Origin of the sequence: Hydrogenophaga pseudoflava NBRC 102511 (assembly GCF_001592285.1) — a bacterium.
Lineage (GTDB): Bacteria > Pseudomonadota > Gammaproteobacteria > Burkholderiales > Burkholderiaceae_C > Hydrogenophaga > Hydrogenophaga pseudoflava.
Genome location: NZ_BCWQ01000011.1, coordinates 134677 through 157378, shown reverse-complemented (window position 1 = coordinate 157378; position 22702 = coordinate 134677). Strand labels below are relative to the sequence as shown.

Here is a 22702-nt window from a genome sequence, read left to right as displayed (position 1 = left end):
GGGCCCCTGCACAGGGCAAATAGCCGCGAATTATAGCCAGCCGACCCTGACGGCCCGCTGCCTGGCGGCCCCGCTGGGGCAGGGGATCAGGTCATGACGGTGGGTTGCGCCATGCCGGTGTGGTGTTCGATGCGGGCCAGGGTGCGGGCGAGTGCGACCAGCGGCGCCAGCGCCTCCTGCGCGGGCACGTCGTGGCGCGACGCGTCGGGTTCGTGGCGTTCCAGGTAGACGCGCAGCGTCGCGCCTTCGGTGCCGGTGCCCGAGAGGCGGAACACGACGCGCGAGGAGTCTTCCAGCACCACGCGCACGCCCTGTTTCTGGCTGACCGAGCCGTCCACCGGGTCGGTGTAGGCGAAGTCGTCGGCCCACGAAATGGTCACCCCCACGCTCCCCGCTTCGCGAGGTTCGCTGCCCCCCGAGGGGGCGCCGTCTGTCTTGGGGCGGCCCGGCGACAGACGATGCCCATCGAAGGTCTGGCCGGCCAGCGTCGGCAGCTGCGCGCGCAGTTCGGCCATCAGCGCGTTGGCCTGTTCGGTGGGGATGCCGTCGTAGTCGTGCCGCGAGTAGACGCAGCGGCCGTGTTCGGTCCACAGCCCGCGCACCAGCTGCTCGACCGACTGGCCGGTGGTCGCCACCAGGTTGAGCCAGAACAGCACCGCCCAGAGGCCGTCCTTCTCGCGCACGTGGTTGGAGCCGGTGCCGTAGCTCTCTTCACCGCAGAGCGTGGCCTTGCCGGCGTCCAGCAGGTTGCCGAAGAACTTCCAGCCCGTGGGCGTTTCGTAGCAGGCGATGCCCAGCGCCTTCGCCACCCGGTCGGCGGCGGTGGAGGTAGGCATGGAACGCGCCACGCCGGCAAGGCCGCTGGCGTAGCCCGGCACCTTGGTGGCGTACGCGGTGAGCACGGCCAGGCTGTCCGACGGTGAGACGATGAAGCCGCGGCCGAGGATCATGTTGCGATCGGCGTCGCCGTCGGAGGCCGCCCCCATGTCGGGCGCGTCGGGCGCCATCAGGTGGGCGATCAGGTCGTCGGCGTAGGCCGGGTTGGGGTCGGGGTGCAAACCGCCGAAATCCTCCTTCGGTTCGGCGTTGACCACGGTGCCGGCCGGGGCGCCGAGCTCGCCCTCGATGATGGCCTTGGCATACGGCCCGCCGACCGCCCACATGGCGTCGTAGCGCAGGCGGAAACCGCTGGCAAACAGGCGGCGGATGGCGCCGAAATCGAACAGCTCCCGCTGCACCGCGGCGTAGTCGGCGACGGGGTCGATCACCTCGATCGCCATGCCTTCCATCATGTGCGTGCCCAGGGCGTCGAGCGGGATGTCGGGGGCGTCGCTCAGGCGGTACTGACCGAGCGTCTGCGTGCGTTCGTAGATCGCCTGGGTCAGCTTCTCGGGCGCTGGGCCGCCGTTGGTGGCGTTGTATTTGATGCCGAAGTCGCCGTCGGGGCCGCCGGGGTTGTGGCTGGCCGAGAGGATGATGCCGCCGCTGGCGCCCCGGCGGCGGATGACGGCGCTGGTGGCCGGCGTGGACAGGATGCCGCCCTGGCCGACCAGCACCCGGCCGTAGCCGCGCGCGGCCGCCATCTTCAGGATGGTCTGCACCGCCGCCCGGTTGTGGAAACGCCCGTCGCCGCCGAGCACCAGGGTCTGGCCCGCGGCCGGCGCGTCGCCGTGCAGCACGTCGAACAGGGCCTGGACGAAGTTCTCCAGGTAGTGCGGCTGCTGGAACACGGTGACCTTCTTGCGCAGGCCGGAGGTGCCCGGCAGCTGGCCGGCAAACGGGGTGGTGGCGACAGTCTGGATGCTCATGGGGGCTCCTGAGGGGATGGCAATGGCGTTCCGGCCGGTGATGGCCGGCCACAGCCGCCAGTGTCGCCCAACTCGGGAGCCTGTCCCGCGGGTCAGGTGCGGTGCAGGAACAGGCCCCCGTAGGGTTCGCAGCGCACGCAGTCGCCTTCCAGCCGGGCGCCCGGCAGGCCGCTGCCGTCGAGCACCGTGGCGCTGCGCCAGTCCTCGGGCAGCGCCAGCTTGGCCACCTGATCGCTGAAGTTGAAGACGCACAGCAGCGTCTGGGTGTCGTGTTGCCGGATGAAGGCCAGCACCTGCGGATGCGCGGGCAGCAGGGTGAGGCGGCCTTCGCGCAGGGCGACCTGCTGGCGGCGCCAGTGCAGCAGGTGGGTGAAGAACGAGAGCATCGAGTCCGGCGCGCCGGCCTGGCGGTCCACCGCCAGCGCGCGATGCGCCTCGGCCACGGGCAGCCAGGGCCTGTCGCCGGTGGTGAAGCCGGCATGCGGCGCGTCGCCGGACCACGGCATGGGCGTGCGGCAGCCGTCGCGGCCCTTGAACTCGGGCCACATGGTGATGCCGTAGGGGTCCTGCAGGTCCTCGTAGCGCAGCTCGGCCTCTGGCAGGCCCAACTCTTCACCCTGGTAGAGGCAGACCGTGCCGCGCAGGCTGGCCTGGAAGGCGGCGGCCAGGCGCAGCAGGCGCGGGTCGGGGTTCGGTCCGCCCCAGCGCGTGGCCGAGCGCACCACGTCGTGGTTGGACAGCGCCCAGCAGGGCCAGCCGTCGCCCACGATGGTGTTGAAGCGGGTCAGGAAGCCGTGCAGGAAGGGCGCGTCGTGCGCCTCGCCCAGCAGGTCGAAGCAGTAGGCCATGTGCAGCTTGTCGCCGCCGGCGGTGTACTCGGCCACGCGGGCCAGGCCGTCGTCGTCGCCGATCTCGCCCACCATGGTGGTGTCGGGGTACTGGTCGAGCAGGGCGCGCAGGCGCTGCAGGAAGGGCAGGTTCTCCGGCCGGCTCTTGTCGTAGACGTGGCGCTGCCAGCCGTAGGGGTTGAAGGGGTTGACCGCCGGGTCGGGGTTGCTGCGGTCCGGTGCGCCGCGGCCGGGGTTGTCGCGCAGCTGGGCGTCGTGGAAGAAGAAGTTGACCGTGTCCAGCCGGTAGCCATCCACGCCCAGGTCGAGCCAGAACTTCACTGTGTCCAGCAGCGCGTCCTGCACGGCGGGGTGGTGGAAGTTCAGGTCGGGCTGGCTGGTCAGGAAGTTGTGCAGGTAGTACTGGCAGCGGCGCGTGTCCCACTGCCAGGCGCTGCCGCCGAAGATCGAGAGCCAGTTGTTGGGCGGGTTGCCGTCGTCCCTGGGGTCGGCCCAGACGAACCAGTCGGCCTTGGGGTTGTCGCGGCTGCTGCGGCTTTCCACGAACCAAGGGTGCTGGTCGCTGCAGTGCGAGAGCACCTGGTCGATCATGACCTTCAGGCCGAGCGCGTGGGCGCGCGCCACCAGCGCGCGGAAGTCGTCCAGCGTGCCGAACATCGGGTCGACGTCGTTGTAGTCGCTGACGTCGTAGCCGAAGTCCTTCATCGGGCTCTTGAAGAAGGGCGAGATCCAGATGCCGTCGGCGCCCAGTGCCGCGATGTGGTCCAGCCGCTGCGTGATGCCCGGCAGGTCGCCGATGCCGTCGCCGTTGGAGTCCTGGAAGCTGCGCGGGTAGATCTGGTAGATGACGCCGCCGCGCCACCAGCCGTTGTTGGGTGCCTTGTTGCTCATGTCTGCGAGGAGGAAATCAGTTGCTGGAGCCAGCGCGCGCTGGCCTTGGCCGTGCGCTGCTGGGTGGAGTAGTCGACGTGTACGACGCCGAAACGCTGGGTGTAGCCGTGCGCCCACTCGAAGTTGTCGAGCAGGCTCCAGACGTAGTAACCGCGGATGTCCAGGCCGCTGGCCACCATCTGGGAGAGCTGGGTGAGGTGCGATTGCAGGTAGCCCAGGCGCAGGTGGTCGTCGCAAGCGCCATCGGCCACCGGCGTGTTGTCGGCCGCGCCGTTCTCGGTGATCCACACCGGTGGCAGCGGCCACTGTGCGAGCAGATTGCGCGTCACGCGCTCCAGGCCTTGCGGGTAGATCTCCCAGCCGATGTGGGTGAGGTCGGGGCGCTGCGGGTCGGGCGGCACGAAGCGGTAGCCGCGGCGCTGCTCGTCGGCGCTCTGCGGCGCCTGCGCGATGGAGCGGGTGTAGTAGTTCAGGCCGATGAAGTCCAGCGGCTGGGCGCAGATGGCCAGGTCACCGGGGCGGCGCTGGTCGGCGAGCGCGCCGATCTGCTCGATCATCTCGGCCGGCCACTCGCGGCCGAACAGCGGGTTGAGGAACACATCGTTGCGCTCCAGCTCCGCCAGGCGCGCCGCAGTGATGTCGGCCGGTGCGTCGCTGGCCGGGTCGCACAGCTCGGGGTTGAGCACGATGCCCAGCTGCGTGTCGCTGCGCACGCTGCGCCAGGCCTGCAGGCCCAGGCCGTGCGCCAGCATGAGGTGGTGCGCCACCAGCAGCGACGAGGACCGGTCCTGCACGCCGGGCGCGAACACGCCGAGGTCGTGGCCCAGGAAGGCGCTGCACCAGGGTTCGTTGAGCGTGGCCACGCGCGGCAGCCGGTCGCCCAGCTCGCGGGCCACGATCTGTGCGTACTCGGCGAAGCGCTGGGCGGTGTCGCGGTGCAGCCAGCCGCCGTGCGCGCGCTGCAGCTGCGCCGGCAGGTCCCAGTGGAACAGCGTGGCGTTGGGCGTGATGCCCTTGTCGTGCAGGGCGTCGAGCAGGCGGCGGTAGAAGTCCAGCCCTTCGGGGTTGGGGCTGCCGTCCTCGCGCACCACGCGGGTCCAGGCGATGGAGAAGCGGTAGTGCCGGAACCCGAGATCGGCCATCAGCGCCACGTCCTCGCGGAAACGGTGGAAGTGGTCGCAGGCCACCAGGCCGTCGCTGGCATCCTTGATGCGGCCGGGCTGGGCGCAGAAGTCGTCCCAGATGCTGGGGAGCTTGCCGCCTTCGAGGGCGCCGCCCTCGATCTGGAAGGCAGCGGTGGCACAGCCCCATTCGAACGAAGGGGGAAACTGGAGGGAATCGGTCATGGGTTATTTGACGGAGCCTGAGAGCAGGCCGCGCACGAAGAAGCGTTGCAGCGAGAAGAACACGGCCACGGGCACCGCGATGGAGACGAAAGCACTGGCGGTCAGGATTTCCCAGCTCTCGCCGCGCGAACCCAGCAGGTCGTTGAGCTTGATGGTCAGCACCACCTGGTCGGGCGACTTGCCCAGGAACACCAGGGCCACGAGGAAGTCGTTCCAGACCCAGAGGAACTGGAAGATCGCGAAGCTCGCCAGCGCCGGCACCGACAGCGGCAGCACGATGCTGGTGAAGATCTGGAAGTGCGTGGCGCCGTCCATGCGCGCGCTTTCGATGATGTCGCGCGGCAGCGAGGCGATGTAGTTGCGCAGCAGGTAGATCGCCAGCGGCAGGCCGAAGGCCGAGTGCGCCAGCCACACGCCCAGATAGGACTTGGACGCCACGCCCATGCTCTCGCCCACGTCGTTGTAGAGCCGCAGCAGCGGGATCAGCGACATCTGCAGCGGCACCACCAGCAGGCCCACCACCACCACGAACAGCCAGCGCCGGCCGGGGAACTCCATCCAGCTGAACGCGTAGGCCGCGAAGGCCGCGATCAGGATCGGGATGAAGGTGGCGGGGATGGTGACCTTGAAGGTGTTGAGGAAGGCGTTGCCCACGCCCTCGGAGTCGACCACCTTCTGGTAGTTGGTGGCGGTGAAGCTCGGCGGCGTCTCGGCCACGTAGAAGATGCGCACGCCGCGCTCGCTCTCATACGGCTGGTTGAGCACCAGCCGGTACTGGCCGTCGGCGGCCACGGTGACCGTGCCGTCGGGTTGTCCGTCTTCGTCGTCGAAGATCTGCGCGTCGCCCAGCTCCACCGTGGTGCCCACCGGGTGCTCGCCGGGGTTGGACGATTTCATCGAGAAGCGCTGCAGGCGCGTGGCGTTGCCCTCGGGGAACAGGCGCCCGGCGATGACAAACTTGTCGCCGTCCTTCACCACGCTCTGCTCGCCCGCGGTGCGGCGCATGTCGGGGCGGGTCTGGGTCGACAGCGCGGTCCACCAGCCGCTGCTGACGATCTGTTCGCGGTCGCGGAAGCTGGAGACCAGCAGGCCGAAGGTGGGCAGCACCCAGGCCAGCACGATGACCAGCAGCAGCGCGTGGGCCGCCAGCGCGGTGGGAGAGAGTTTGAGTTTCATCGCTGGGCCTCCTCGGCACGGAAGCGGCGGATGTTGAAGGCCATCACCGGGATCACGGCGAGCATGAGCACCATGGCCAGGGTGGAGCTGCGGCCGTAGTCGCCGCCGCCGCGGAACATCCAGTCGTACATCAGGTTGGCCAGCACCGAGGTGTCCCACTGGCCACCGGTCATGGCCATGACGATGTCGAACACCTTGAGCACGGTGATGGTGATGGTGGTCCAGACCACGAGGATGGTGGACATCACCTGCGGGATCATGATTTCAAAAAAGATCTGCAGCTCGGTGGCGCCGTCGATGCGCGCCGCCTCGATGGTGTCGTTGGGCACGCCACGCAGCGCGGCGGAGAGGATGACCATGGCGAAGCCGGTCTGGATCCAGATCAGGATCGCCATCAGGAAGAAGTTGTTCCAGAACGGCAGCGTCACCCAGGCCTGGGGTTCCAGGCCCATGCCCTGCACGATGGCGTTCAGGATGCCGATCTGGTCGTTCTCGGGGCCGCGGAAGTCGTAGACGAATTTCCAGATCACGCTGGCGCCGACGAAGCTGATCGCCATCGGCATGAAGACCAGGGTCTTGGCGGCGTTGCCCCACCAGACGCGGTCGGCCAGCACGGCGACGATCAGGCCCAGCGCGGTGGCCGCGGCCGGCACCACCAGCAGCCACAGGAAGTTGTTGCGGATGGTGATGAGGAAGTTCTCGTCGGTGAACACCCAGGCGTAGTTGGACAGGCCGACGAAGCCCTCGCCGGTGGCGTCCATGAAGCTCAGGCGCAGGGTCTCGAAGAACGGGTAAACCAGGTACACGCCCAGCAGCAGCAAGGCCGGCGCGATGAACAGCCAGGGCCGCACGCCCGCGCGCAGCCGTTCGCGGCGCTGGCGCGGCATGGACGGCCGCGCCAGCACGTTGTCGAGCAGCCAGTTGCTGCCCGCGAAGTACAGCAGGCAGACACCGACGCTGACCGCCACGGCCAACAAGGTCTGGAAGATGGAGTCGGTCATGGTGGTCCGTCCGTGTCTGTTCTGCTCAGGGGGTCACTTCAACGCGTCCCAGCTCTTCTGGATGTCGTCGGCCACGGCCTGGGCCGACTTGCCGCCCGAGTAGTCGACCATGCCCTTCCAGAAGCTGCCGGCACCGACGGCGCCGGGCATCAGGTCGGAGCCGTCAAAGCGGAAGGTGGTCGCGTTCAGCAGGATCTCGCCCTGCTTGCGCTGCGCCTTGGTCTTGTACTTGGCCAGGTCCGTGCCCTTGTGCGGGGTCAGGAAGCCGTCCTCGGCCATCCAGATCTCGTGGGCCTGCGGGTGCTGCAGGTACTCCATGAAGGCGCGGGCGCCCTTGCTGTCCTTGGTGATCGTCATGATCGTGCCGCCGCCCAGCACCGGGTTGCCCAGGTTCTTGGACTTGTAGGCCGGGAAGTAGAAGAAGTCGGCGTCGGCCGCCTTGCCCTCGGGGAAGAAGGCCGGGATGAACGAGGCCTGGCGGTGCATGTAGCACTTGGGCGGCGAGCCGAACATACCCTTGGGGCTGTCCTTGAAGCTCACCGTGGCCACGGCCTTGGCGCCGCCGTCCACGTAGGCGTCGTTGCGGGCGAACCAGCCGTAGGCCTCGATGGCCTCGACGACGCGCTTGTCGTTGAACTTCATCTTGTTGCTGGTCCAGTCGTCGTAGACCTGCGGGCTCTGGGTGCGCAGCATCATGTCCTCGACCCAGTCGGTCGCGGGCCAGCCGGTGGCGGCGTCCGAACCCAGGCCGATGCACCAGGGCTTGCCACCGTCGGCGGCGATCTTCTTGGTCAGGTCCTGCAGCTCCTCCATGGACTTGGGCACCTTGTAGCCCTTCTCCTTGAAGTTCTCGGGGATGTACCAGACCAGGCTCTTGACGTTGACGTTGAAGAACAGGCCGTAGAAGTTGCTCTTGCCGTCCTTGCCCTTGTAGGTGCCCAGGTCGGCCCAGGAGCTGCCCGCGGCGTAGTTGGTCTTGACCCAGTCGCGCGCCTTGTCGCCCAGCGGCACCAGGCCACCGATGGCGGCCATGTTGGCGGCCAGGCCCGGCTGCGGGAACACCGAGATGTTGGACGGCGAACCGGCCTTGATGTCGATCACGATCTGCTGCTCGGAGCTCTGCGAGCACGAGTGCTTCACCGTCGCACCGGTGGCCTTCTCGAAGTTCGCGACCACCTTCTTGAAGAAGCCTTCCTCCGCGCCCGTCCAGGGGCAGGTGACGGTGATCGTCTCGCCCTTGAGGTCGGGGCCCTTGTAGTCGGCGGCGTGGGCGGTGGCGCCCAGTGTGCCCAGCGCCAGCGCGGCGGCGCCGGCGATCGTGGTGGTTTTGAACATCGTGCTTGTCTCCAGAGTGAAGCTTCGCGGCCCATCCGCAAAGCGGGGTGAAAACGGGGGTGAGGTCAGAGCCGCAGGCCGGCGGCGTCGAAGCGGTAGAGGTGCTCGCTGCGGTGGCCCAGGCGCAGCGTCTCGCCCGGCCGCACCGCCACCGAGCCGTCGACGCGCGCCGTGAGCTCGCCCAGCGCACCGGCGTCGATGTAGGCGAAGGTCTCGTTGCCCAGCTGCTCGGCGTGGCGCAGCGTGCCTTCGATGGGGCCGTCGGCCGCCAGGTGCAGGTGCTCAGGCCGCACGCCCACGCAGTGCGCGCCCAGCGCCTGGGCGTAGGCGCCTTCGATGAAGTTCATCTGCGGCGAGCCGATGAAGCCGGCCACGAAGCGCGTGGCCGGGCGGTGGTAGAGCTCCAGCGGCGCGCCCACCTGTTCGATGCGGCCCTTGTTGAGCACCACGATCTTGTCGGCCAGGGTCATGGCCTCGACCTGGTCGTGCGTCACGTAGACCATGGTCGCGCCCAGACGGCGGTGCAGGGTCGCCAGTTCCACCCGCATCTTGGTGCGCAGGGCGGCGTCCAGGTTGGACAGTGGCTCGTCGAACAGGAACACCTTGGGGTTGCGCACGATGGCGCGGCCGATGGCCACGCGCTGGCGCTGACCGCCCGAGAGCGCCTTGGGCAGGCGCTGCAGGTAGTCGGTGAGCTGCAGGATGCCGGCCGCCTCGCGCACCCGGCGGTCGATCTCGTCCTTGGGCAGCCTGGCGATCTTCAGGCCGAAGGCCATGTTGTCGTAGACCGTCTTGTGCGGGTAGAGCGCGTAACTCTGGAACACCATCGCGACACCGCGTTCGCTGGGCGGCAGATCGTTGACGACCTGCTCGCCGATGGACAGTTCGCCGCCGGAGATGTCCTCCAGGCCGGCGATCATGCGCAGCAGCGTGGTCTTGCCACAGCCCGAAGGGCCGACGAATACCGCGAATTCCCCGGGCTGGATGTCCAGGTCGACACCGTGGATGACGTCCACGCGCCCGTAACTTTTTTTGATGCCTCGCAAACGCAAGCCGGACTGCGCCATGGGTAGAAACCTTTCGTGTCGGCCGTCGTGAAGCGACTGGCCGGAACCGGTCAGCACGCCTGACCGTCACAAAATTACATCACCAATGCAATCGATTGCATTATGGGGTTTGCCCTAGGTACGTGGAACAAGCGGGTTACGAAAACAGCCGCGCAGCGGCGGAGCGTGGGGGCACGAGCGATCCGGCGCCGGGCCGTCCCCAGCCGGATCAGCCCCCTCGGGGGGCAGCGACCCGCGTCAGCGGCGGAGCGTGGGGGCCATACACCTCTTCAGGCGCTGCTCTCGCGCACGATGAGCGAGGCGGGCAGGACGATGGAGCGCCGAGGCTGGCCGGCCAGGGCCTCGAACAGCAGGTCCACCAGCGCGCGGCCGGCCTGTCCGGTGGGCTGGCGGATGGTGGTCAGGGTGGGGTGCACGTGCTCGGCCAGCGCGATGTCGTCGTAACCGACGAGCTTGACGTCGGCCGGCACGGTGATGCCGCGCTCGTTGAGCGAGCCCATGAGCGAGATGGCCGTGACGTCGCTGGAGGCAAAGATGGCGTCGAAGGGGGTGGCCTGGTTGAGCCAGCCGTCGATCACCTCGCGGATGCGCGAGTCGCCGAACAGGAAGGACTGCAGCAGGCGGGGGTCCATGGCGATGCCGGCCTCGTCCAGCGCACGGGTGTAACCCAGGTACCGCTGGCCGGCCTCGGGGTGGGTGATGTCGCCGAAGAAGGCGATCCGGCGGCAACCCTTTTCGATCAGGTGGCGCGTGGCCAGGTAGCCGCCCATGGCGTTGTCGCCGCCGACCACCGGGTACAGCGCATCGGGCAGGGGCGCGCCCCAGACCACCATCGGGAAGCCGTTGCGCGTCAGTTCGTTGAGGTAGTCGTGCAGCGTCAGCTGGCCGATGACGATCAGGCCGCCGACCTGGCCGCTCTCGACCAGGTCCGACAGCACGTGCTGGCGGTCGGCCTTCAGGCGCGTCAGCAGCAGGCTCATGCCCCGCTCGTCCAGGGTGTCGGCCACCGAGCCGAGGATGCTCAGCAGGAACGGGTCCGAGATCATCTGCATGCTGTCGCCCAGGATGACGACGCCGATGGTCTGCACCCCGCGCTTGCGCAGGTTGGCCGCGCCGACGTTGACGCGGTAGCCCAGGGAATTGGCCAGTTCGGTGATGCGCTCGCGGGTGGCTTGCGGAATCAGCGGGCTGCCGCTGAGGGCACGCGAGACGGTGGACGCCGACACACCGGCCAGGCGGGCGATGTCGGCCATCTGCATGCGCTTGCGGCCCCGGGCGGGTGCCTGTGCAGAGGGCGCGGAATCGTCGGGGGCGGGGGCGGCTGGCTTGCGAGGCATCGGCAGATTATTTCACCCGATAACGATCGGGCGGGTGAAGCGGAAAAAAAGCCCGGGAGCCTTGCGACGCCCGGGCCAACTCTGATTGCCGAGAGGAAATGGGATCGGTCACCCTTTCAGGATCTCTCACCCCGGAAAGATCGGGAACCCCCGATCAAAACGCGTAATTGATGCGCACGCGGGCCGCGGTCTGGCCCTTGGTGCCGGAGCCGCCCTTGGCAAAGCTCAGGGCTGGCGTGATGGTCGCGCCCTTGACGCCGAACAGCGGCAGCGAGTAGGCGGCGTAGAAGGTGTTGTTCTTCGCGCCGTTGGCGCCCTTGTCCAGGATCAGGCCGAAACCGGCCGGACCGAAGGTGCCGTTCAGGCCGACGGACTTGTCGTCTTCCATCTTGGCGAAGTTCACGTTCATGCTGCTGTCCGAAGACAGCGCGTAGCCCAGGGACACGCCGGCGCCGTTGGTGCTCTCGGTGCCGCCGACCACCTTGACGGACTCGACACCCACACGCACGGTCACCGGGCCGGAGCCGAAGCTCACGGCCGGGCGGACACCGCGGGCCTCACCGGCTTCCTTGCTGTAGACCAGGCCGACTTCGATGCGTGCCGGGCCGGCGTTGAAGCCGGGGGCGATGTGCACCGTGTCCTTGCCGAAACGGCCGCGCAGGCGGTTGGCGCGGTAGCCGCCGTAGCCGCTGTTCTCGACCAGGGTGTCCTTGCCCAGGGGGAACAGGTCCATGGCTTCGAAGCGGCCCATCTTCACGTCGCCGGCGGCGTTGCCGAACTGGACCCACATGTCATCGGTGGCGGTGTCGCCGTCCTTCTTGATCAGCAGGCTGGCACGGGCTTGCACGAAGGCGTCGCCGTTGGTGGCCTTGCCGCCCACGTTGAACTCCACGCGGCCGCCCATGTTCAGGTCGCTGTCGCGGGCGTTGGAAGCGTCTTCCACCTTGTTCTGGTAGGTGGTGTCCAGTTCCAGGTTGGCGTCCATGGTCATGTCGGCATGGGCGGCGAAAGCGGTGGCGCAAAGGGCGGCGGCGGCCGCAAGTTTGAAGCTCTGTTGCATGAGGTACTCCGGAGTGTGAATGTTGTGAACCACTCTCTCCTGTACCGATGTTTCATGTTTGAACGTACAACACCGGTCGGGAAAGCCACCGAATTCGACCATTGATGCAAACGGTTGCATTCGGTAGAAACCCTGAAGAAATGCCCCGTAACTGTTACGTAACTGCTTAAAAACAACAAATATCCGCCTCGGGAAAACCCGACTGGTGCAATGGTTTGCACAGTAATAAAGATACAAAAAATACAGGCAATCGGGCCTCGCATGCGGGTCTTGTGCCGGTGGCGCGGCGCGGAGGCGGTGAGCCGGTGCCGCCGGGCGCATGTGAGACAATGGCGGGCTTTCCAAGCATGCGCGGCTGTAGCTCAGTGGATAGAGTATTGGCCTCCGAAGCCAAGGGTCGTGGGTTCGATCCCCGCCAGCCGCGCCACCTCAATGACTTGCGTGGGTTTTTCATGGCCCGCGGCCCGATGAGTGGCCTTTCTTCATGAGCCAACTCAGCTTCGAATTCGAGCCGCCGCAGGGGCGCAACGCCCCGCCCGCTGTGGCCGACGCCGCCCAGCCGCTCACACCCGAAGACATGGCCCGGCTGCTGGATCAGCACCCCGACTTCAAGGTGCTGCGCCGTCTGGTGCCGGTGCTGGACTACGGACCGCTGGTTCCAGTGGGCACCGACGGCCAGCCGCAGGCCGCTGTGCGCGTGCTCATCCTCGACACCGAAACCACCGGCCTGTCCCATGCCAGCGACCGCATCATCGAGCTGGCCCTGCTGCTGGTGCAGGTGGACCCGGTCACGGGCCGGCCTTTCGGCCCGGTCGACACCTTCGAAGGTTTTGAAGATCCGGGCATGCCCATTCCGGAGGTGGCGAAACAGGTCACGGGCATCGACGACGATATGGTTCGCGGTCAGCGGCTGGACGATGCGCGCGTGCAGGCCCTGATCGATCGCGCCGATCTGGTGGTGGCGCACAACGCCGGATTCGACCGGCCCTTTGTCGAGGCCCGGTTTCCCGGCTTTGCCCACAAGCGCTGGGCCTGCTCGTTCGCCGACATCGACTGGAAAGCACAGGGCGCCGATTCGGCCAAGCTCAGCGCGCTGGCGCAGGACCAGGGATGGTTCTACGACGCGCACCGGGCGCTGGTCGACTGCCACGCGCTGCTTCAGGTGCTCGCCAGCCCGGCGGCCGATGGCGTCACGACGGGCCTGACCCGCCTGATGGCCGCGGCCGCCCAGCCCAGCTACAAGCTGCGGGCCACCGGCTCGCCCTTCGAGAGCAAGGACCAGCTCAAGGCCCGCGGCTACCGCTGGGATGGCGACGCCAAGGTCTGGTTCTGCAGCCTGGGCAGCGAAGCGGCGCTGGCCGAAGAGCTGGTCTGGCTCAAGGCCGAGGTCTACGGCAGCCGGCGCGCGCAGGTCGACGTAGAAGCCCTGGATGCGCTGACGCGCTATTCACCGCGCCCGGGGCGGATGGAGAGACGGGCGCTCTGAAGCGCGCAGTGGCCCCAACGGCCTTTTTCTTTCCGGCGGTGCCGGACCTCAGGCGCCGAAGCGCGCGAACAGCACGTTGTTCTCCAGGTGGATGTGGCTGATCAGGTCGTTGGTCAGCTGCGCCGTGCCGGCATAGAGCGCGCACCAGGTGTTGCAGGCGCCCTGCGGCGGGGTGTGGTCGTGGGTCAGCGCCGCCAGCCGCTCCAGATGTTCACCGTGGCCGATGTGCTCGTCGCGCATCACGGTGATCGGGCCCGCCAGACCGGAGCTGCCGCCTTCGATGGCCGGGAACAGCACCTGCTCTTCCTTCTCCATGTGCTCCAGCAACTCGACCTCCATGATCTCCAGGTGCTCGGCCAGGCCGTGCGGTGCGTCCGGGTGGTCGCTGTGCACCGCCTCGACACGGCGCGCCATGCGCACCAGCTCGGGCAACTGCTCGCGGTGCACCGCGTGGTAGCGGGTGAGGATGTGGTCGATCAGCGCGTTGGCGTCCGGCGTTTCCGGCGCGGCGTCGTCGCGGCGCAGCGCGGCCAGTTCGGCCACCACGCGGGCGGTGTCCAGCCCCTTGCGTTCGCAGGCCTCGCCCAGGCTGACCTGGCCGCCGCAGCAGAAGTCCAGCTTGAGGCGCCGGAAGATGGCGGTGGCGCCGGGCAGGTCGACGGCGATCTGGCCGATGGCCTGCTGCTCGATGGGGCGTTCGGTGGTGGGGGTGTTCATGGGCGTCCTTTAAATATTCATTTCTGATGCATGTATTGAGCCATAAAACGCATCGAAGATGCATATTTCCTTTGGACGAGTCCGGGCTTCCGGAAGAACGAGCCCGGCGCAGGCCTCAGCGGGGAACGATGAAGGCGGCGTCGATGCGCACCGCCCGTTCGTTCCCGTCCTCCGCCCCCTCGGGGGTCACCGACACCGTGGCGCGCAGGGTCTGGCCGGCGTGTGGCTGGGCCGCCTCGGCCGGCAGCACCAGGCGCAGGGGCACCGAGGCGCTGCCGGCGGCCTCCACCGACAGTGTGGTGGCCGAGTCGATGCGCAGGCCGGGCACGCCGTCCACCGCCAGGCGGAAGCGGCGCGCCGTCTCCTGGCTGTTGGTCACCTGCAGCCGGTAGGTGTTCTCGATCGCACCGCGGTCGACCATGCGCGCCAGCGCCCCGCGGTCCTTGATCAGCACGGCATCGACGTCGCTGCGATGCCCCAGGCTCCAGAGCCAGGCGCCGGTGAGGCCGGCGAGCAGGGTGCCGTAGATCAGCACGCGCGGGCGCCAGACCCGGCGCAGCATCTGGCGCGCGCTCCAGCCCTTCGCCACGGCATTGCCGGTGGTGTAGCGGATCAGGCCCTGGGGGTAGCCCATCTTGTCCATCACGTCGTCGCAGACGTCGATGCAGGCGGCGCAGGCGATGCACTCGTTCTGCAGTCCGTTGCGGATGTCGATGCCGGTGGGGCAGACCTGCACGCACAGCGTGCAGTCCACACAGTCGCCCAGGCCGGCGGGGCGCTCCTCGGCCTTGCGCGAGCGCGGGCCGCGGTTTTCGCCGCGCACACTGTCGTAGGCGATGACCAGCGAATCCATGTCGATCAGCGCGCTCTGGAAGCGGGCGTACGGGCACATGTATTTGCACATCTGCTCGCGCAGGTAGCCGGCGTTGCCGTAGGTCGCCGCGGCGTAGAACAGCACCCAGAACCACAGCCAGGGCGACTGCGCCGGGTTCAGCAGGGCCGGGGCCAGTTCGCGGATGGGGTGGAAGTAGCCGACGAAGGTGAAGCCGGTGAGCAGCGCCAGAGAGATCCAGCCGGCCTGCTTGGCGCCCTTGCGCGAGAGCTTGTTCAGCGACCAGGGCTGGGCGTCCAGGCGCATGCGCGCCGAGCGATCGCCCTCGGTCTTGCGCTCGATCCACAGGAACATCTCGGTGTAGACCGTTTGCGGGCAGCTGTAGCCGCACCACAGGCGCCCGGCGATGGCGGTGAAGAAGAACAGCGCCAGCGCGCTGATCACCAGCAGGGCGGCGAGGTAGATGAAGTCCTGTGGCTGCAGCACCAGGCCCAGCACGTAGAAGCGGCGCTGCTCCAGATCGAACAGCAGGGCCTGGCGGCCGTTCCACTGCAGCCAGGGCATGCCGTAGAAGAACAGCTGCGTCACCCAGACCATGACCCAGCGCCAGCGCGCGAACACGCCGGTGACCGAGCGCGGGTAGATCTTGATGCGGCTCTCGTACAGCGAGCCGCCGGGCTGCGCATTCGCGGCGGGGGAAGGGATGCTCATGGGAATGGCCGGTGCCACCTAAAAGATGCAGAGTACATGAATCTTAATGTCTGCCGTGCAAAGACCCTGTTGCTCCCGCTGATCGAACGGGTACAGTGCCGTTCCATGCGCCCCAGTGCCTCGCTCTCCACCAAACTGATCCGCATCGGGGCGGCGCTGCTGGTGCTGGCGCTCGCGTCCATCGGGCTCACGCTGTGGGTGACCTGGCAGCTGGAGGGCGGTGCGGCCGCGGTCAACGAGGCCGGCCGCATGCGCATGCAGACCTGGCGCCTGACCAGCGCGGTGCAGGCCCAGCGGCCGGCGGCGGAGGTGCAGGCGCTGGTGCAGCAGTTCGACCAGAGCCTGGGCGTGCTGCGCGAGGGCGATCCGTCGCGCCCCCTGTTCGTGCCCTGGGACCCGGACGTGGCGCGCGAGTTCGCCGCGGTGGAACAGCTCTGGCAGGCCCAGCGCGCCCTCTGGACCTCGCCGCTGCAGCCGGGCGATCCGGTGCTGCTGCGCTCGGCCGACGAATTTGTCATGGCCATTGACCGGCTGGTGTTGTCCATCGAACACCAGCTCGCCGGTTTCACCGCGCTGCTCAACCTGTTCCAGTTCGCCATGATGGCGCTGGCCATCGCCGGGGCGGTGGTCATGCTCTACACCGGCTATCTCTATGTGATCAACCCGCTGGCCCATCTGCGGCGGGGTCTGGCGCAGGTCGAGGGCGGGCAGTTCGGTGCCCGCATCGACGTGGACACGCAGGACGAGTTCGGGCAGGTGGCGGCGGGCTTCAACCGCATGGCCGCCACGCTGCAGTCGCTCTACCAGGGACTGGAGGCCAAGGTGCAGGCCAAGACGCAGCGCATCGAGGCGCAGCGCGCGCGGCTGGAAGCGCTCTACGAGGTCAGCGCCTTCCTGGCCAAGGCCAACACCATCGAGGAACTGTCCAGGGGCTTCTCGCAGCGCGTGCGCGCGGTCATGAAGGCCGATGCCGTGGCGGTGCGCTGGTCCGACGAGGCCAACCAGCGCTACCTGATGCTCGCCTCCGACTGCTTTCCGCAGGAAATGCAGGCCGAGGAGCGCAGCCTGATCGCGGGCGCGTGCGCCTGCGGCAACCTGCAGCCCGATGCGCGCATCCGCGTCATCCCCATCCACAGCCACGAGGCCGCGCCCATGCGCCACTGCGCGCGCGTGGGCTACCAGAACCTGGTGAGCGTGCCGGTGCGCCTGCAGCAGCGGGTGATCGGCGAGATCGACCTGTTCTTCCGCAGCGAAGTGGCACTCAATGCCGACGAGACCGAGCTGCTCGACGCGCTCGCCAGCCACCTGGCCAGCGCGCTCGAAGGCCTGCGCGCGGCGGCGCTGGAGCGCGAGGCCGCGGTGGGCGAGGAGCGTGCGCTGCTGGCGCGCGAGCTGCACGACTCCATTGCCCAGTCGCTGGCCTTCCTCAAGATCCAGGCGCAGCTGCTGCGCAGCGCGGTGCAGAAGCAGCAGCCCGAGAAGGTGCAGTCCACGCTGGACGAGCTCGACACCGGTCTCAAGGAAAGCATCAGCGACGTGCGCGAGCTGCTGGTGCACTTCCGCACCCGCACCAACACCGGGGACATCGAGGCTGCGCTGCAGGAGACGCTGCAGAAGTTCCAGCACCAGACCGGCCTGCCCACGCGGCTGCATCTCGACGGCGAGGGCCTGCCGCTGCCGGCCGACGTGCAGGTGCAGGTGCTGCACGTGGTGCAGGAAGCGCTGTCCAACGTGCGCAAGCACGCCGGCGCCAGCCACGTGAGCCTGGACGTGCACAAGGGCGAACAGTGGCGCTTCGTGGTGCGCGACAACGGCAGCGGTTTCGACACCGCGCAGCAGCGCGGCGAGACCCATGTCGGCACGAAAATCATGCGCGAGCGGGCCGACCGCATCGGCGCCACCGTGCAGATCGAATCCCGCCGCGGCCAGGGCACCTCCGTCACGCTCACGCTGCCCAGGAACCCGGTGACCGCCGTCGGGACGGGCACGGCGGGCCTGGACCTCTCCGAATCCGTACTGACCACCCCATGACCTCTTCCATCGAGCTGCTGCTCGTCGACGACCACACCCTGTTCCGCCGCGGCCTCAAGGCGCTGCTGGAGCAGGACGAGCGCTTCACCGTCACCGCCGAGGCTGGCGACGTGGGCGAGGCCCTGCGCTGCCTGCAGCGCAGGCCTCCGCAGGTGATCCTGCTGGACAACCACCTGCCCGGCGTGCGCGGGGTGGACGCCATCCCCGCGCTCAAGGAGGCCGCGCCCGAAGCGCGGGTGCTCATGCTCACCGTGAGCGAGAACGAGAACGACCTGGCCGCCGCGCTGCAGGCCGGGGCCGACGGCTACCTGCTCAAGACGGTGGAGTCCGACCAGCTCTGCGAGACCATCATCAAGGTCATGGACGGCGAGTCGGTCATCAGCCCCGAGATGATGACCAAGCTGGTGGCGGTGTTCCGCTCGCGGCCGTCGGTCGCAAACGCCGCCCCGCCCGCGGCGGCCCCGGTCAGTGCGCCGGTGCCGCTGGAGGCGCCGCGCGAGGCCGCCTCCGGCGCCGACCTGCTGTCGCCGCGTGAGCGCGAGATCCTGCTGCTGATCGCGCGTGGCGATTCCAACAAGCTGATCGCGCGCGAACTGGACATCGCCGAGACCACGGTGAAGATCCACGTGCAGCACATCCTGCGCAAGCTCGGCCTGAGCTCGCGCGTGCAGGCGGCGGTGTTCGCGACCAGCCAGGGCCTGGCCTGAGCCTCAGGCCCCGGCGGCCCGGCGCCAGCCCACGGCGGCCACCAGGACCCAGAAGCCCAGGCGCAGCGCCAGCGCACCCAGCGTGCGCATCTCGAAGGCGCCGCCCGCCAGCACGTGCGCGCCAAAGGCGATGGCCACCAGCGCGGTGCCCAGCGCCAGCGCGGTGGCCATCCAAAGGCCCCAGCGCCGGCCGAACCACAGACCCAGTCCGGCCACCACATAGACGAAGCCGGCCAGGAAGTTGAACCACAGCACGAAGCCCACCGTGTGGCCCAGGGCCGCGCGGGTGTCGGCCGGGCCGAACAGGCCCTGCCCGCCGCTGAACACCGTGAGCGCGCCGAACACCATGGCCACGGCGGCGAGGACTTTCAGGGGGCGGTGGGAAGTCATGGCGGTTCTCCCGTTCAAGAGGGGGTGTCGTTCCCGTGGTCATCCAGGGCGAGGCCTTCGCCGGCTTCTTCCACTGTCTGGCCGTCGCGGATGTGGTAGATCCGTTTGAAAGTCGGGATGATCTTTTCGTCGTGTGTGACGACGATGATCGCGGTGTGGGCCCGCCGCGCCATCTGGTTGAGGATGCGCATCACACCCAGCGCGCGCTCGCTGTCCAGGGGCGCGGTGGGTTCGTCGGCCAATATGACCGGAGGCTTGTTGGCCAGCGCGCGGGCGATGGACACTCGCTGCTGCTCACCACCGGAGAGCTGCGATGTCTCGGCGCTGGCGCGGTGCTGCACGTCCAGCGCGGTCAGCAGTTCCAGCGCGCGTTTGCGCGCATTCGCATTGGACAGGCCTGCCAGCATCGGCAGCAGCGCCACGTTGTCGGTCACGTCCAGGAACGGAATCAGATACGGCGCCTGGAACACGAAGCCGATGCGGTCGCGCCGCAGCGCGCGCAGGTCTTTGACTTTCCAGCCGTTGTCGTAGATGACTTCGTTGCCCAGCGTCATCCTGCCGCTGGTGGGTTCGATGATGGCGCCCAGGCATTTGAGCAGTGTGCTCTTGCCCGAACCCGAGGGGCCGACCAGGCCCACTACCTCGCCGGGCGCCACCTGCATGTTCACGTGCCTCAGCGCTTCCACGGCCGTGTCGCCGTGACCATAGACCTTGCGCAGGCCTTCGATACGGATGCCGCCCAGGGGGGTGTCGTTCATGGCTTCATCCGATCGCTGCGCCGGGGTCGACCTTGAGCGCCACGCGAATCGCCAGCGTGCTGGCCAGCGCGCACATCAGCAGCGTGGCCACCAGGCCGGCCACCGCGTCGCCCGGCAGCAGCAGCACGTATTTCGGGAACGCCGGTCCCCACACCGTGGCCGCCACCTTGCCCACGGCGAAGCCGATCAGGCCAAGGCCCAGGGCCTGCTGCAGGATCATGCCGGCGATGGTGCGGTCGCGTGTACCGATGAGCTTGAGGACCGCGATCTCGCGCAGCTTGCCCATGGTCATGGTGTAGATGATGAAGGCCACGATGGCGGCGCTCACGATGGCCAGGATCACCAGGAACATGCCGATCTGTTTGGCCGAATTGGCGATCAGCTTGACGATCAGGATGTCTTCCATCTGGTCGCGGGTGTGCACGCTCAGGTGCTTCCAGCGCCGGATCGGCCCGGCCACTTGCTCGGGTGTGAAGCCCGGTGCGATCTGTACGAGCACCGCGTTCACGCTGCGGCTGCTGGTCTGCAGGCTTTGCACCGCCTCCAGCAGGCCGGGGCTGCCCGGGCGGTTGAAGGCCGGATTGGCGGCGGTGCGCGCGCGGTCGTTGACGATGGCGTCGTTGTCTTTCAGGAACTGCGTTTCCTGCGCGTCCTTCATCGGCACGAACAGCATCGGGTCGCCGCCCGAGGACACCATGCGCCGCGTCAGTCCCACCACGGTGTAGTCGTGGCGGCGGATGCGCACCACATCGCCCAGCGCGAACCCTGTCTTCACATCGGCCACCGCCTCGTAGTGGTTGCGCGTGATGTGCCGTCCCGCCACCAGGTAGCCCGGCGCGCCGGGCATGCCCGGCTCCATGCCCACCACCATCACGCGCTGGTCTCGGCCATTCCTCTGCACCTGCATCGTCAGATAGGCCACATTGGCCGCCGCGGCCACCCCCGGCATGCCGCGCATGCTGCGCACCACGTCGTCCTTGATGCTCGACGATTCCGCGTACGGGCCCTGCGTGTCCTTCTGCACCACCCAGAGGTCGGCGCGGCTGTTGGCCAGCAGCGCGTGTGCGTCGTCCACCATGCCTCGGTAAACGCCCGCCATCGTCAGCGTCACGCCGATCAGCAGCCCCAGGCCCAGCCCGGTCAGCACGTACTTGCTCCAGCCGTGCAGGATGTCGCGGCCCGCCAGGCTGATCACCTTGCTGCTCCCGACGGAACCAGCCTGTCCACCACTGCGATGCGTGCCCCCGGCTTCAGGGCGCTCTGGCTGTACAGCACCACCGTGTCGCCTTCGTTCAGGCCTTCGAGCACCTGCACCTGGCCATCCAGACCCTGCGCCCCCAGCACCACCGGCGAGAAGGCGGGAACGCCATCCGTGAGCCGCCACACCCCGGTTTTTCCCTCGTGCTGCACCACGGCCGCATTGGGCAGCAGCAGGCGCTCGGGGGCAGCGGGCAACTGCACCGTCACTTCCGCCATCTCGCCCACCGACACGCCGGCGGGCAGGCTGTCAAATGCCACCATCGCCAGCCGTTCCTCCGTCACGGCATCGGCCAGCGACTCCACCCGGGCCACTTTGCCGATCAGCGTCTCGCCCGGGCGCGAGCGCAGGGCGATGCTCGCCACCAGTCCTGGCGCCAGTCCGGCGCTTCGGCCCTGATCCACCCGCAGCTTCACCCACAGGCTGGCCGGGTCCATCAGCCGCAGCACGGCCTGGCCCGCCACGACTGTGGTGCCGGCTTCGGCCTCGCGCGCCGTGACCACCGCCGCGCCGGGGGCCAGCAGCCTCAGGTTGCTGCGCTGCTGTTCCAGGGCTGCGCGCTCGGCGCGCAGCCGCGCGATGTCCTGTGTGCTGCCACCGAGGTTGGCCTGTGCGGCGGCCACGCCCGCATGGGCCGACGCCACCTCTTGTGTGCGTGCCTCCAGCGCCCCGGGGCTGATGAAGGCTTGCCGCGCCAGTTCCTCGTTGCGCTTCAGGTTCGCCATCGCCAACGTGCGCCGCGCCTGCGCATCGCCAAGCTGCGCATCGGCGGCTCGCTGCACGCTCTGCGCACGGGCCAGCGAGGCGTCCAGTGCCGCCAGCCGCTGGTCCAGGTCCACCGGGTCCATTTCTGCCAGCACCTGACCCGGTTGCACCGTCTGACCCGCGTCCACCCGCACGCCGAGCACACGGCCGGCCGTGGTGGGCCCCACCATCCAGCTGCGCTGCGCCTCGACCAGGCCGATGCCAAAGATCTCGGGTGTCACGCGGCCCTTGGTCACTGGCGTCACCTGCACCTTCACCGGCGCCAGCGGCCCGGTGCGCAGCGCCACAAACGCCAGCGCACCCACCAGGGCCAGCGCCAGGCCGCCCAGCAGCAGCCGGCGCGAGGTTTGTGGATTTGTCTTCATTCGGTGGTCTCCGGGGGGCGCCGTGTGGGGTTGGTGGGTGCGGCAACAGCGTGCTGGAACAGGTCGAACACCGCGGGTGCCAGCGTGCGGATGGCCCCGACCTGTCCGCTCAGCAGCGACTGCATCACCAGCCCCTGCACCGAGCCGATGAACAGCACCGCACTGGCCTGAAGGTCGGTGCCTGGTGCCAGCTGCCCCGCCGCCTGCGCCTGCTGCAGCAGTCGGGTGACCAGCGAGCGGTAGTCCTGCATCAGCACGCGCACGCGCGCCTTCAGTGCTGTGTCCTCCGGGTGCTGCAGCTCCTGAAAGATCACCCGCGGCACACCCGGCTGTTCCACCACGAAGTCCACGTGCGCCATGAACACCGCACGCAGCGCGGTCAGCGGCTGCACATGCGACTGGGCCGCGGTCTGCAGCCGTGCCAGCAGGACCTGGTGCGCGAAGTCGATCACCGCCAGCCAGATCGCTTCCTTGCTCTCGAAGTGGCGGAACACCGCGCCCTGCGTGAGCCCCACCGCTCGGGCCAGGTCGGCGGTGGTCACTCTGGCCGGGCTGTGCTGTGCGGCCAACGCGAGCGCAGCCGACACCAGGCTGGCCTGGCGCTGTTCGGTGGCTTGTTTGGGGGTGTTCGGGAGCGGCATGGTCACCAATGTAATTTATTAATTACTTATATTCAAGGTGATTCCTGCCTGGTTCCGGCAGGACGCTGTCCGACATCGACTTGATGTAAATCAAGTCACACCGCAAAACACGGAACATAGTTCTTCAGGACGATGCCGATGGGGTGACCCCTCGTCCTTCTGCCGCGGCCAC

The 22702-nt window shown here is 68.3% G+C and carries 19 protein-coding genes and 1 tRNA gene; 4 read left to right on the top strand and 16 right to left on the bottom strand.

Annotated elements, in window-relative coordinates; genetic code table 11:
- Positions 1-86: 86 nt before the first annotated feature.
- From HPS01S_RS14720 to HPS01S_RS14680, 9 genes are all read right to left on the bottom strand, one after another.
- Positions 87-1808, bottom strand: a complete 1722-nt coding sequence (locus HPS01S_RS14720) for an alpha-D-glucose phosphate-specific phosphoglucomutase (RefSeq protein ID WP_066157587.1) — start codon at positions 1806-1808, stop codon at positions 87-89.
- 92 nt (positions 1809-1900) lie between these two features.
- On the bottom strand, positions 1901-3547 hold the full coding sequence (locus HPS01S_RS14715) for an alpha-glucosidase family protein (protein ID WP_066157584.1): 1647 nt from the start codon (positions 3545-3547) through the stop codon (positions 1901-1903).
- Complete coding sequence (locus HPS01S_RS14710) at positions 3544-4893, bottom strand: GH1 family beta-glucosidase (protein WP_066157581.1); 1350 nt, start codon at positions 4891-4893, stop codon at positions 3544-3546. Before HPS01S_RS14710 ends, HPS01S_RS14715 begins: the two co-directional genes overlap by 4 nt.
- 3 nt (positions 4894-4896) lie before the next feature.
- A complete protein-coding gene (locus HPS01S_RS14705) occupies positions 4897-6069 on the bottom strand; it encodes a carbohydrate ABC transporter permease (RefSeq protein ID WP_066157578.1) in 1173 nt (390 codons plus the stop codon).
- Positions 6066-7070, bottom strand: coding sequence for a carbohydrate ABC transporter permease (locus HPS01S_RS14700; RefSeq protein ID WP_066157576.1), 1005 nt, complete (start codon positions 7068-7070; stop codon positions 6066-6068). Before HPS01S_RS14700 ends, HPS01S_RS14705 begins: the two co-directional genes overlap by 4 nt.
- 33 nt (positions 7071-7103) lie before the next feature.
- On the bottom strand, positions 7104-8405 hold the full coding sequence (locus HPS01S_RS14695) for an ABC transporter substrate-binding protein (RefSeq protein WP_066157574.1): 1302 nt from the start codon (positions 8403-8405) through the stop codon (positions 7104-7106).
- A 65-nt stretch (positions 8406-8470) separates the two neighbouring features.
- The gene (locus HPS01S_RS14690; RefSeq protein WP_066157570.1) at positions 8471-9472 is read right to left on the bottom strand and encodes an ABC transporter ATP-binding protein; all 1002 of its coding nucleotides are present in this window, start codon (positions 9470-9472) and stop codon (positions 8471-8473) included.
- Positions 9473-9741: 269 nt separating this feature from the next.
- A complete protein-coding gene (locus HPS01S_RS14685) occupies positions 9742-10809 on the bottom strand; it encodes a LacI family DNA-binding transcriptional regulator (protein WP_243721664.1) in 1068 nt (355 codons plus the stop codon).
- A gap of 154 nt (positions 10810-10963) precedes the next feature.
- Positions 10964-11869 carry a carbohydrate porin gene (locus tag HPS01S_RS14680; protein ID WP_066157567.1) on the bottom strand — a complete coding sequence of 302 codons (906 nt, stop codon included), beginning with the start codon at positions 11867-11869 and terminating at the stop codon, positions 10964-10966.
- A gap of 351 nt (positions 11870-12220) precedes the next feature.
- On the opposite strand from HPS01S_RS14680, the gene HPS01S_RS14675 reads away from it, so the two are divergent.
- Both HPS01S_RS14675 and HPS01S_RS14670 read left to right on the top strand, forming a co-directional pair.
- Positions 12221-12296: transfer RNA gene (locus tag HPS01S_RS14675), tRNA-Arg, on the top strand.
- A 57-nt stretch (positions 12297-12353) separates the two neighbouring features.
- A complete protein-coding gene (locus HPS01S_RS14670) occupies positions 12354-13355 on the top strand; it encodes a 3'-5' exonuclease (RefSeq protein WP_084397396.1) in 1002 nt (333 codons plus the stop codon).
- Between the two features lie 48 nt (positions 13356-13403).
- On the opposite strand, the gene ytfE is transcribed toward HPS01S_RS14670, so the two are convergent.
- Positions 13404-14072, bottom strand: a complete 669-nt coding sequence (ytfE, locus tag HPS01S_RS14665; RefSeq protein ID WP_066157564.1) for an iron-sulfur cluster repair protein YtfE — start codon at positions 14070-14072, stop codon at positions 13404-13406.
- A gap of 115 nt (positions 14073-14187) precedes the next feature.
- A complete protein-coding gene (gene ccoG, locus HPS01S_RS14660; RefSeq protein WP_066157561.1) occupies positions 14188-15615 on the bottom strand; it encodes a cytochrome c oxidase accessory protein CcoG in 1428 nt (475 codons plus the stop codon).
- 105 nt (positions 15616-15720) lie between these two features.
- Here ccoG and HPS01S_RS14655 point away from each other — a divergent pair, with 105 nt between their 5' ends.
- Positions 15721-17646, top strand: a complete 1926-nt coding sequence (locus HPS01S_RS14655; RefSeq protein WP_066157558.1) for a type IV pili methyl-accepting chemotaxis transducer N-terminal domain-containing protein — start codon at positions 15721-15723, stop codon at positions 17644-17646.
- Positions 17643-18353, top strand: coding sequence for a response regulator (locus HPS01S_RS14650; protein ID WP_066157555.1), 711 nt, complete (start codon positions 17643-17645; stop codon positions 18351-18353). The genes HPS01S_RS14655 and HPS01S_RS14650 overlap by 4 nt, the downstream gene beginning before the upstream one ends.
- A gap of 3 nt (positions 18354-18356) precedes the next feature.
- On the opposite strand, the gene HPS01S_RS14645 is transcribed toward HPS01S_RS14650, so the two are convergent.
- Genes HPS01S_RS14645 through HPS01S_RS14625 form a run of 5 tightly spaced genes read right to left on the bottom strand, consistent with a single transcriptional unit; the run spans position 18357 to position 22530 of the window.
- Positions 18357-18743, bottom strand: a complete 387-nt coding sequence (locus HPS01S_RS14645; RefSeq protein ID WP_066157548.1) for a hypothetical protein — start codon at positions 18741-18743, stop codon at positions 18357-18359.
- A 14-nt stretch (positions 18744-18757) separates the two neighbouring features.
- Positions 18758-19501, bottom strand: coding sequence for an ABC transporter ATP-binding protein (locus tag HPS01S_RS14640; RefSeq protein WP_066157545.1), 744 nt, complete (start codon positions 19499-19501; stop codon positions 18758-18760).
- Between the two features lie 4 nt (positions 19502-19505).
- Positions 19506-20696, bottom strand: coding sequence for an ABC transporter permease (locus tag HPS01S_RS14635; RefSeq protein ID WP_066157542.1), 1191 nt, complete (start codon positions 20694-20696; stop codon positions 19506-19508).
- The gene (locus HPS01S_RS14630; RefSeq protein ID WP_066157538.1) at positions 20693-21889 is read right to left on the bottom strand and encodes an efflux RND transporter periplasmic adaptor subunit; all 1197 of its coding nucleotides are present in this window, start codon (positions 21887-21889) and stop codon (positions 20693-20695) included. Before HPS01S_RS14630 ends, HPS01S_RS14635 begins: the two co-directional genes overlap by 4 nt.
- Positions 21886-22530 (bottom strand): TetR/AcrR family transcriptional regulator, encoded by a 645-nt coding sequence (locus HPS01S_RS14625; RefSeq protein WP_066157760.1) that lies wholly within the window; start codon positions 22528-22530, stop codon positions 21886-21888. The genes HPS01S_RS14630 and HPS01S_RS14625 overlap by 4 nt, the downstream gene beginning before the upstream one ends.
- Positions 22531-22702 lie beyond the last annotated feature (172 nt).

Coding starts and splice junctions, on each gene's coding strand:
- HPS01S_RS14720 (WP_066157587.1), bottom strand. CDS start 1,808: ATGAGCATCCAGACTGTCGCCACCACCCCGTTTGCCGGCCAGCTGCCG.
- HPS01S_RS14715 (WP_066157584.1), bottom strand. CDS start 3,547: ATGAGCAACAAGGCACCCAACAACGGCTGGTGGCGCGGCGGCGTCATC.
- HPS01S_RS14710 (WP_066157581.1), bottom strand. CDS start 4,893: ATGACCGATTCCCTCCAGTTTCCCCCTTCGTTCGAATGGGGCTGTGCC.
- HPS01S_RS14705 (WP_066157578.1), bottom strand. CDS start 6,069: ATGAAACTCAAACTCTCTCCCACCGCGCTGGCGGCCCACGCGCTGCTG.
- HPS01S_RS14700 (WP_066157576.1), bottom strand. CDS start 7,070: ATGACCGACTCCATCTTCCAGACCTTGTTGGCCGTGGCGGTCAGCGTC.
- HPS01S_RS14695 (WP_066157574.1), bottom strand. CDS start 8,405: ATGTTCAAAACCACCACGATCGCCGGCGCCGCCGCGCTGGCGCTGGGC.
- HPS01S_RS14690 (WP_066157570.1), bottom strand. CDS start 9,472: ATGGCGCAGTCCGGCTTGCGTTTGCGAGGCATCAAAAAAAGTTACGGG.
- HPS01S_RS14685 (WP_243721664.1), bottom strand. CDS start 10,809: ATGCCTCGCAAGCCAGCCGCCCCCGCCCCCGACGATTCCGCGCCCTCT.
- HPS01S_RS14680 (WP_066157567.1), bottom strand. CDS start 11,869: ATGCAACAGAGCTTCAAACTTGCGGCCGCCGCCGCCCTTTGCGCCACC.
- HPS01S_RS14670 (WP_084397396.1), top strand. CDS start 12,354: ATGAGCCAACTCAGCTTCGAATTCGAGCCGCCGCAGGGGCGCAACGCC.
- ytfE (WP_066157564.1), bottom strand. CDS start 14,072: ATGAACACCCCCACCACCGAACGCCCCATCGAGCAGCAGGCCATCGGC.
- ccoG (WP_066157561.1), bottom strand. CDS start 15,615: ATGAGCATCCCTTCCCCCGCCGCGAATGCGCAGCCCGGCGGCTCGCTG.
- HPS01S_RS14655 (WP_066157558.1), top strand. CDS start 15,721: ATGCGCCCCAGTGCCTCGCTCTCCACCAAACTGATCCGCATCGGGGCG.
- HPS01S_RS14650 (WP_066157555.1), top strand. CDS start 17,643: ATGACCTCTTCCATCGAGCTGCTGCTCGTCGACGACCACACCCTGTTC.
- HPS01S_RS14645 (WP_066157548.1), bottom strand. CDS start 18,743: ATGACTTCCCACCGCCCCCTGAAAGTCCTCGCCGCCGTGGCCATGGTG.
- HPS01S_RS14640 (WP_066157545.1), bottom strand. CDS start 19,501: ATGAACGACACCCCCCTGGGCGGCATCCGTATCGAAGGCCTGCGCAAG.
- HPS01S_RS14630 (WP_066157538.1), bottom strand. CDS start 21,889: ATGAAGACAAATCCACAAACCTCGCGCCGGCTGCTGCTGGGCGGCCTG.
- HPS01S_RS14625 (WP_066157760.1), bottom strand. CDS start 22,530: ATGCCGCTCCCGAACACCCCCAAACAAGCCACCGAACAGCGCCAGGCC.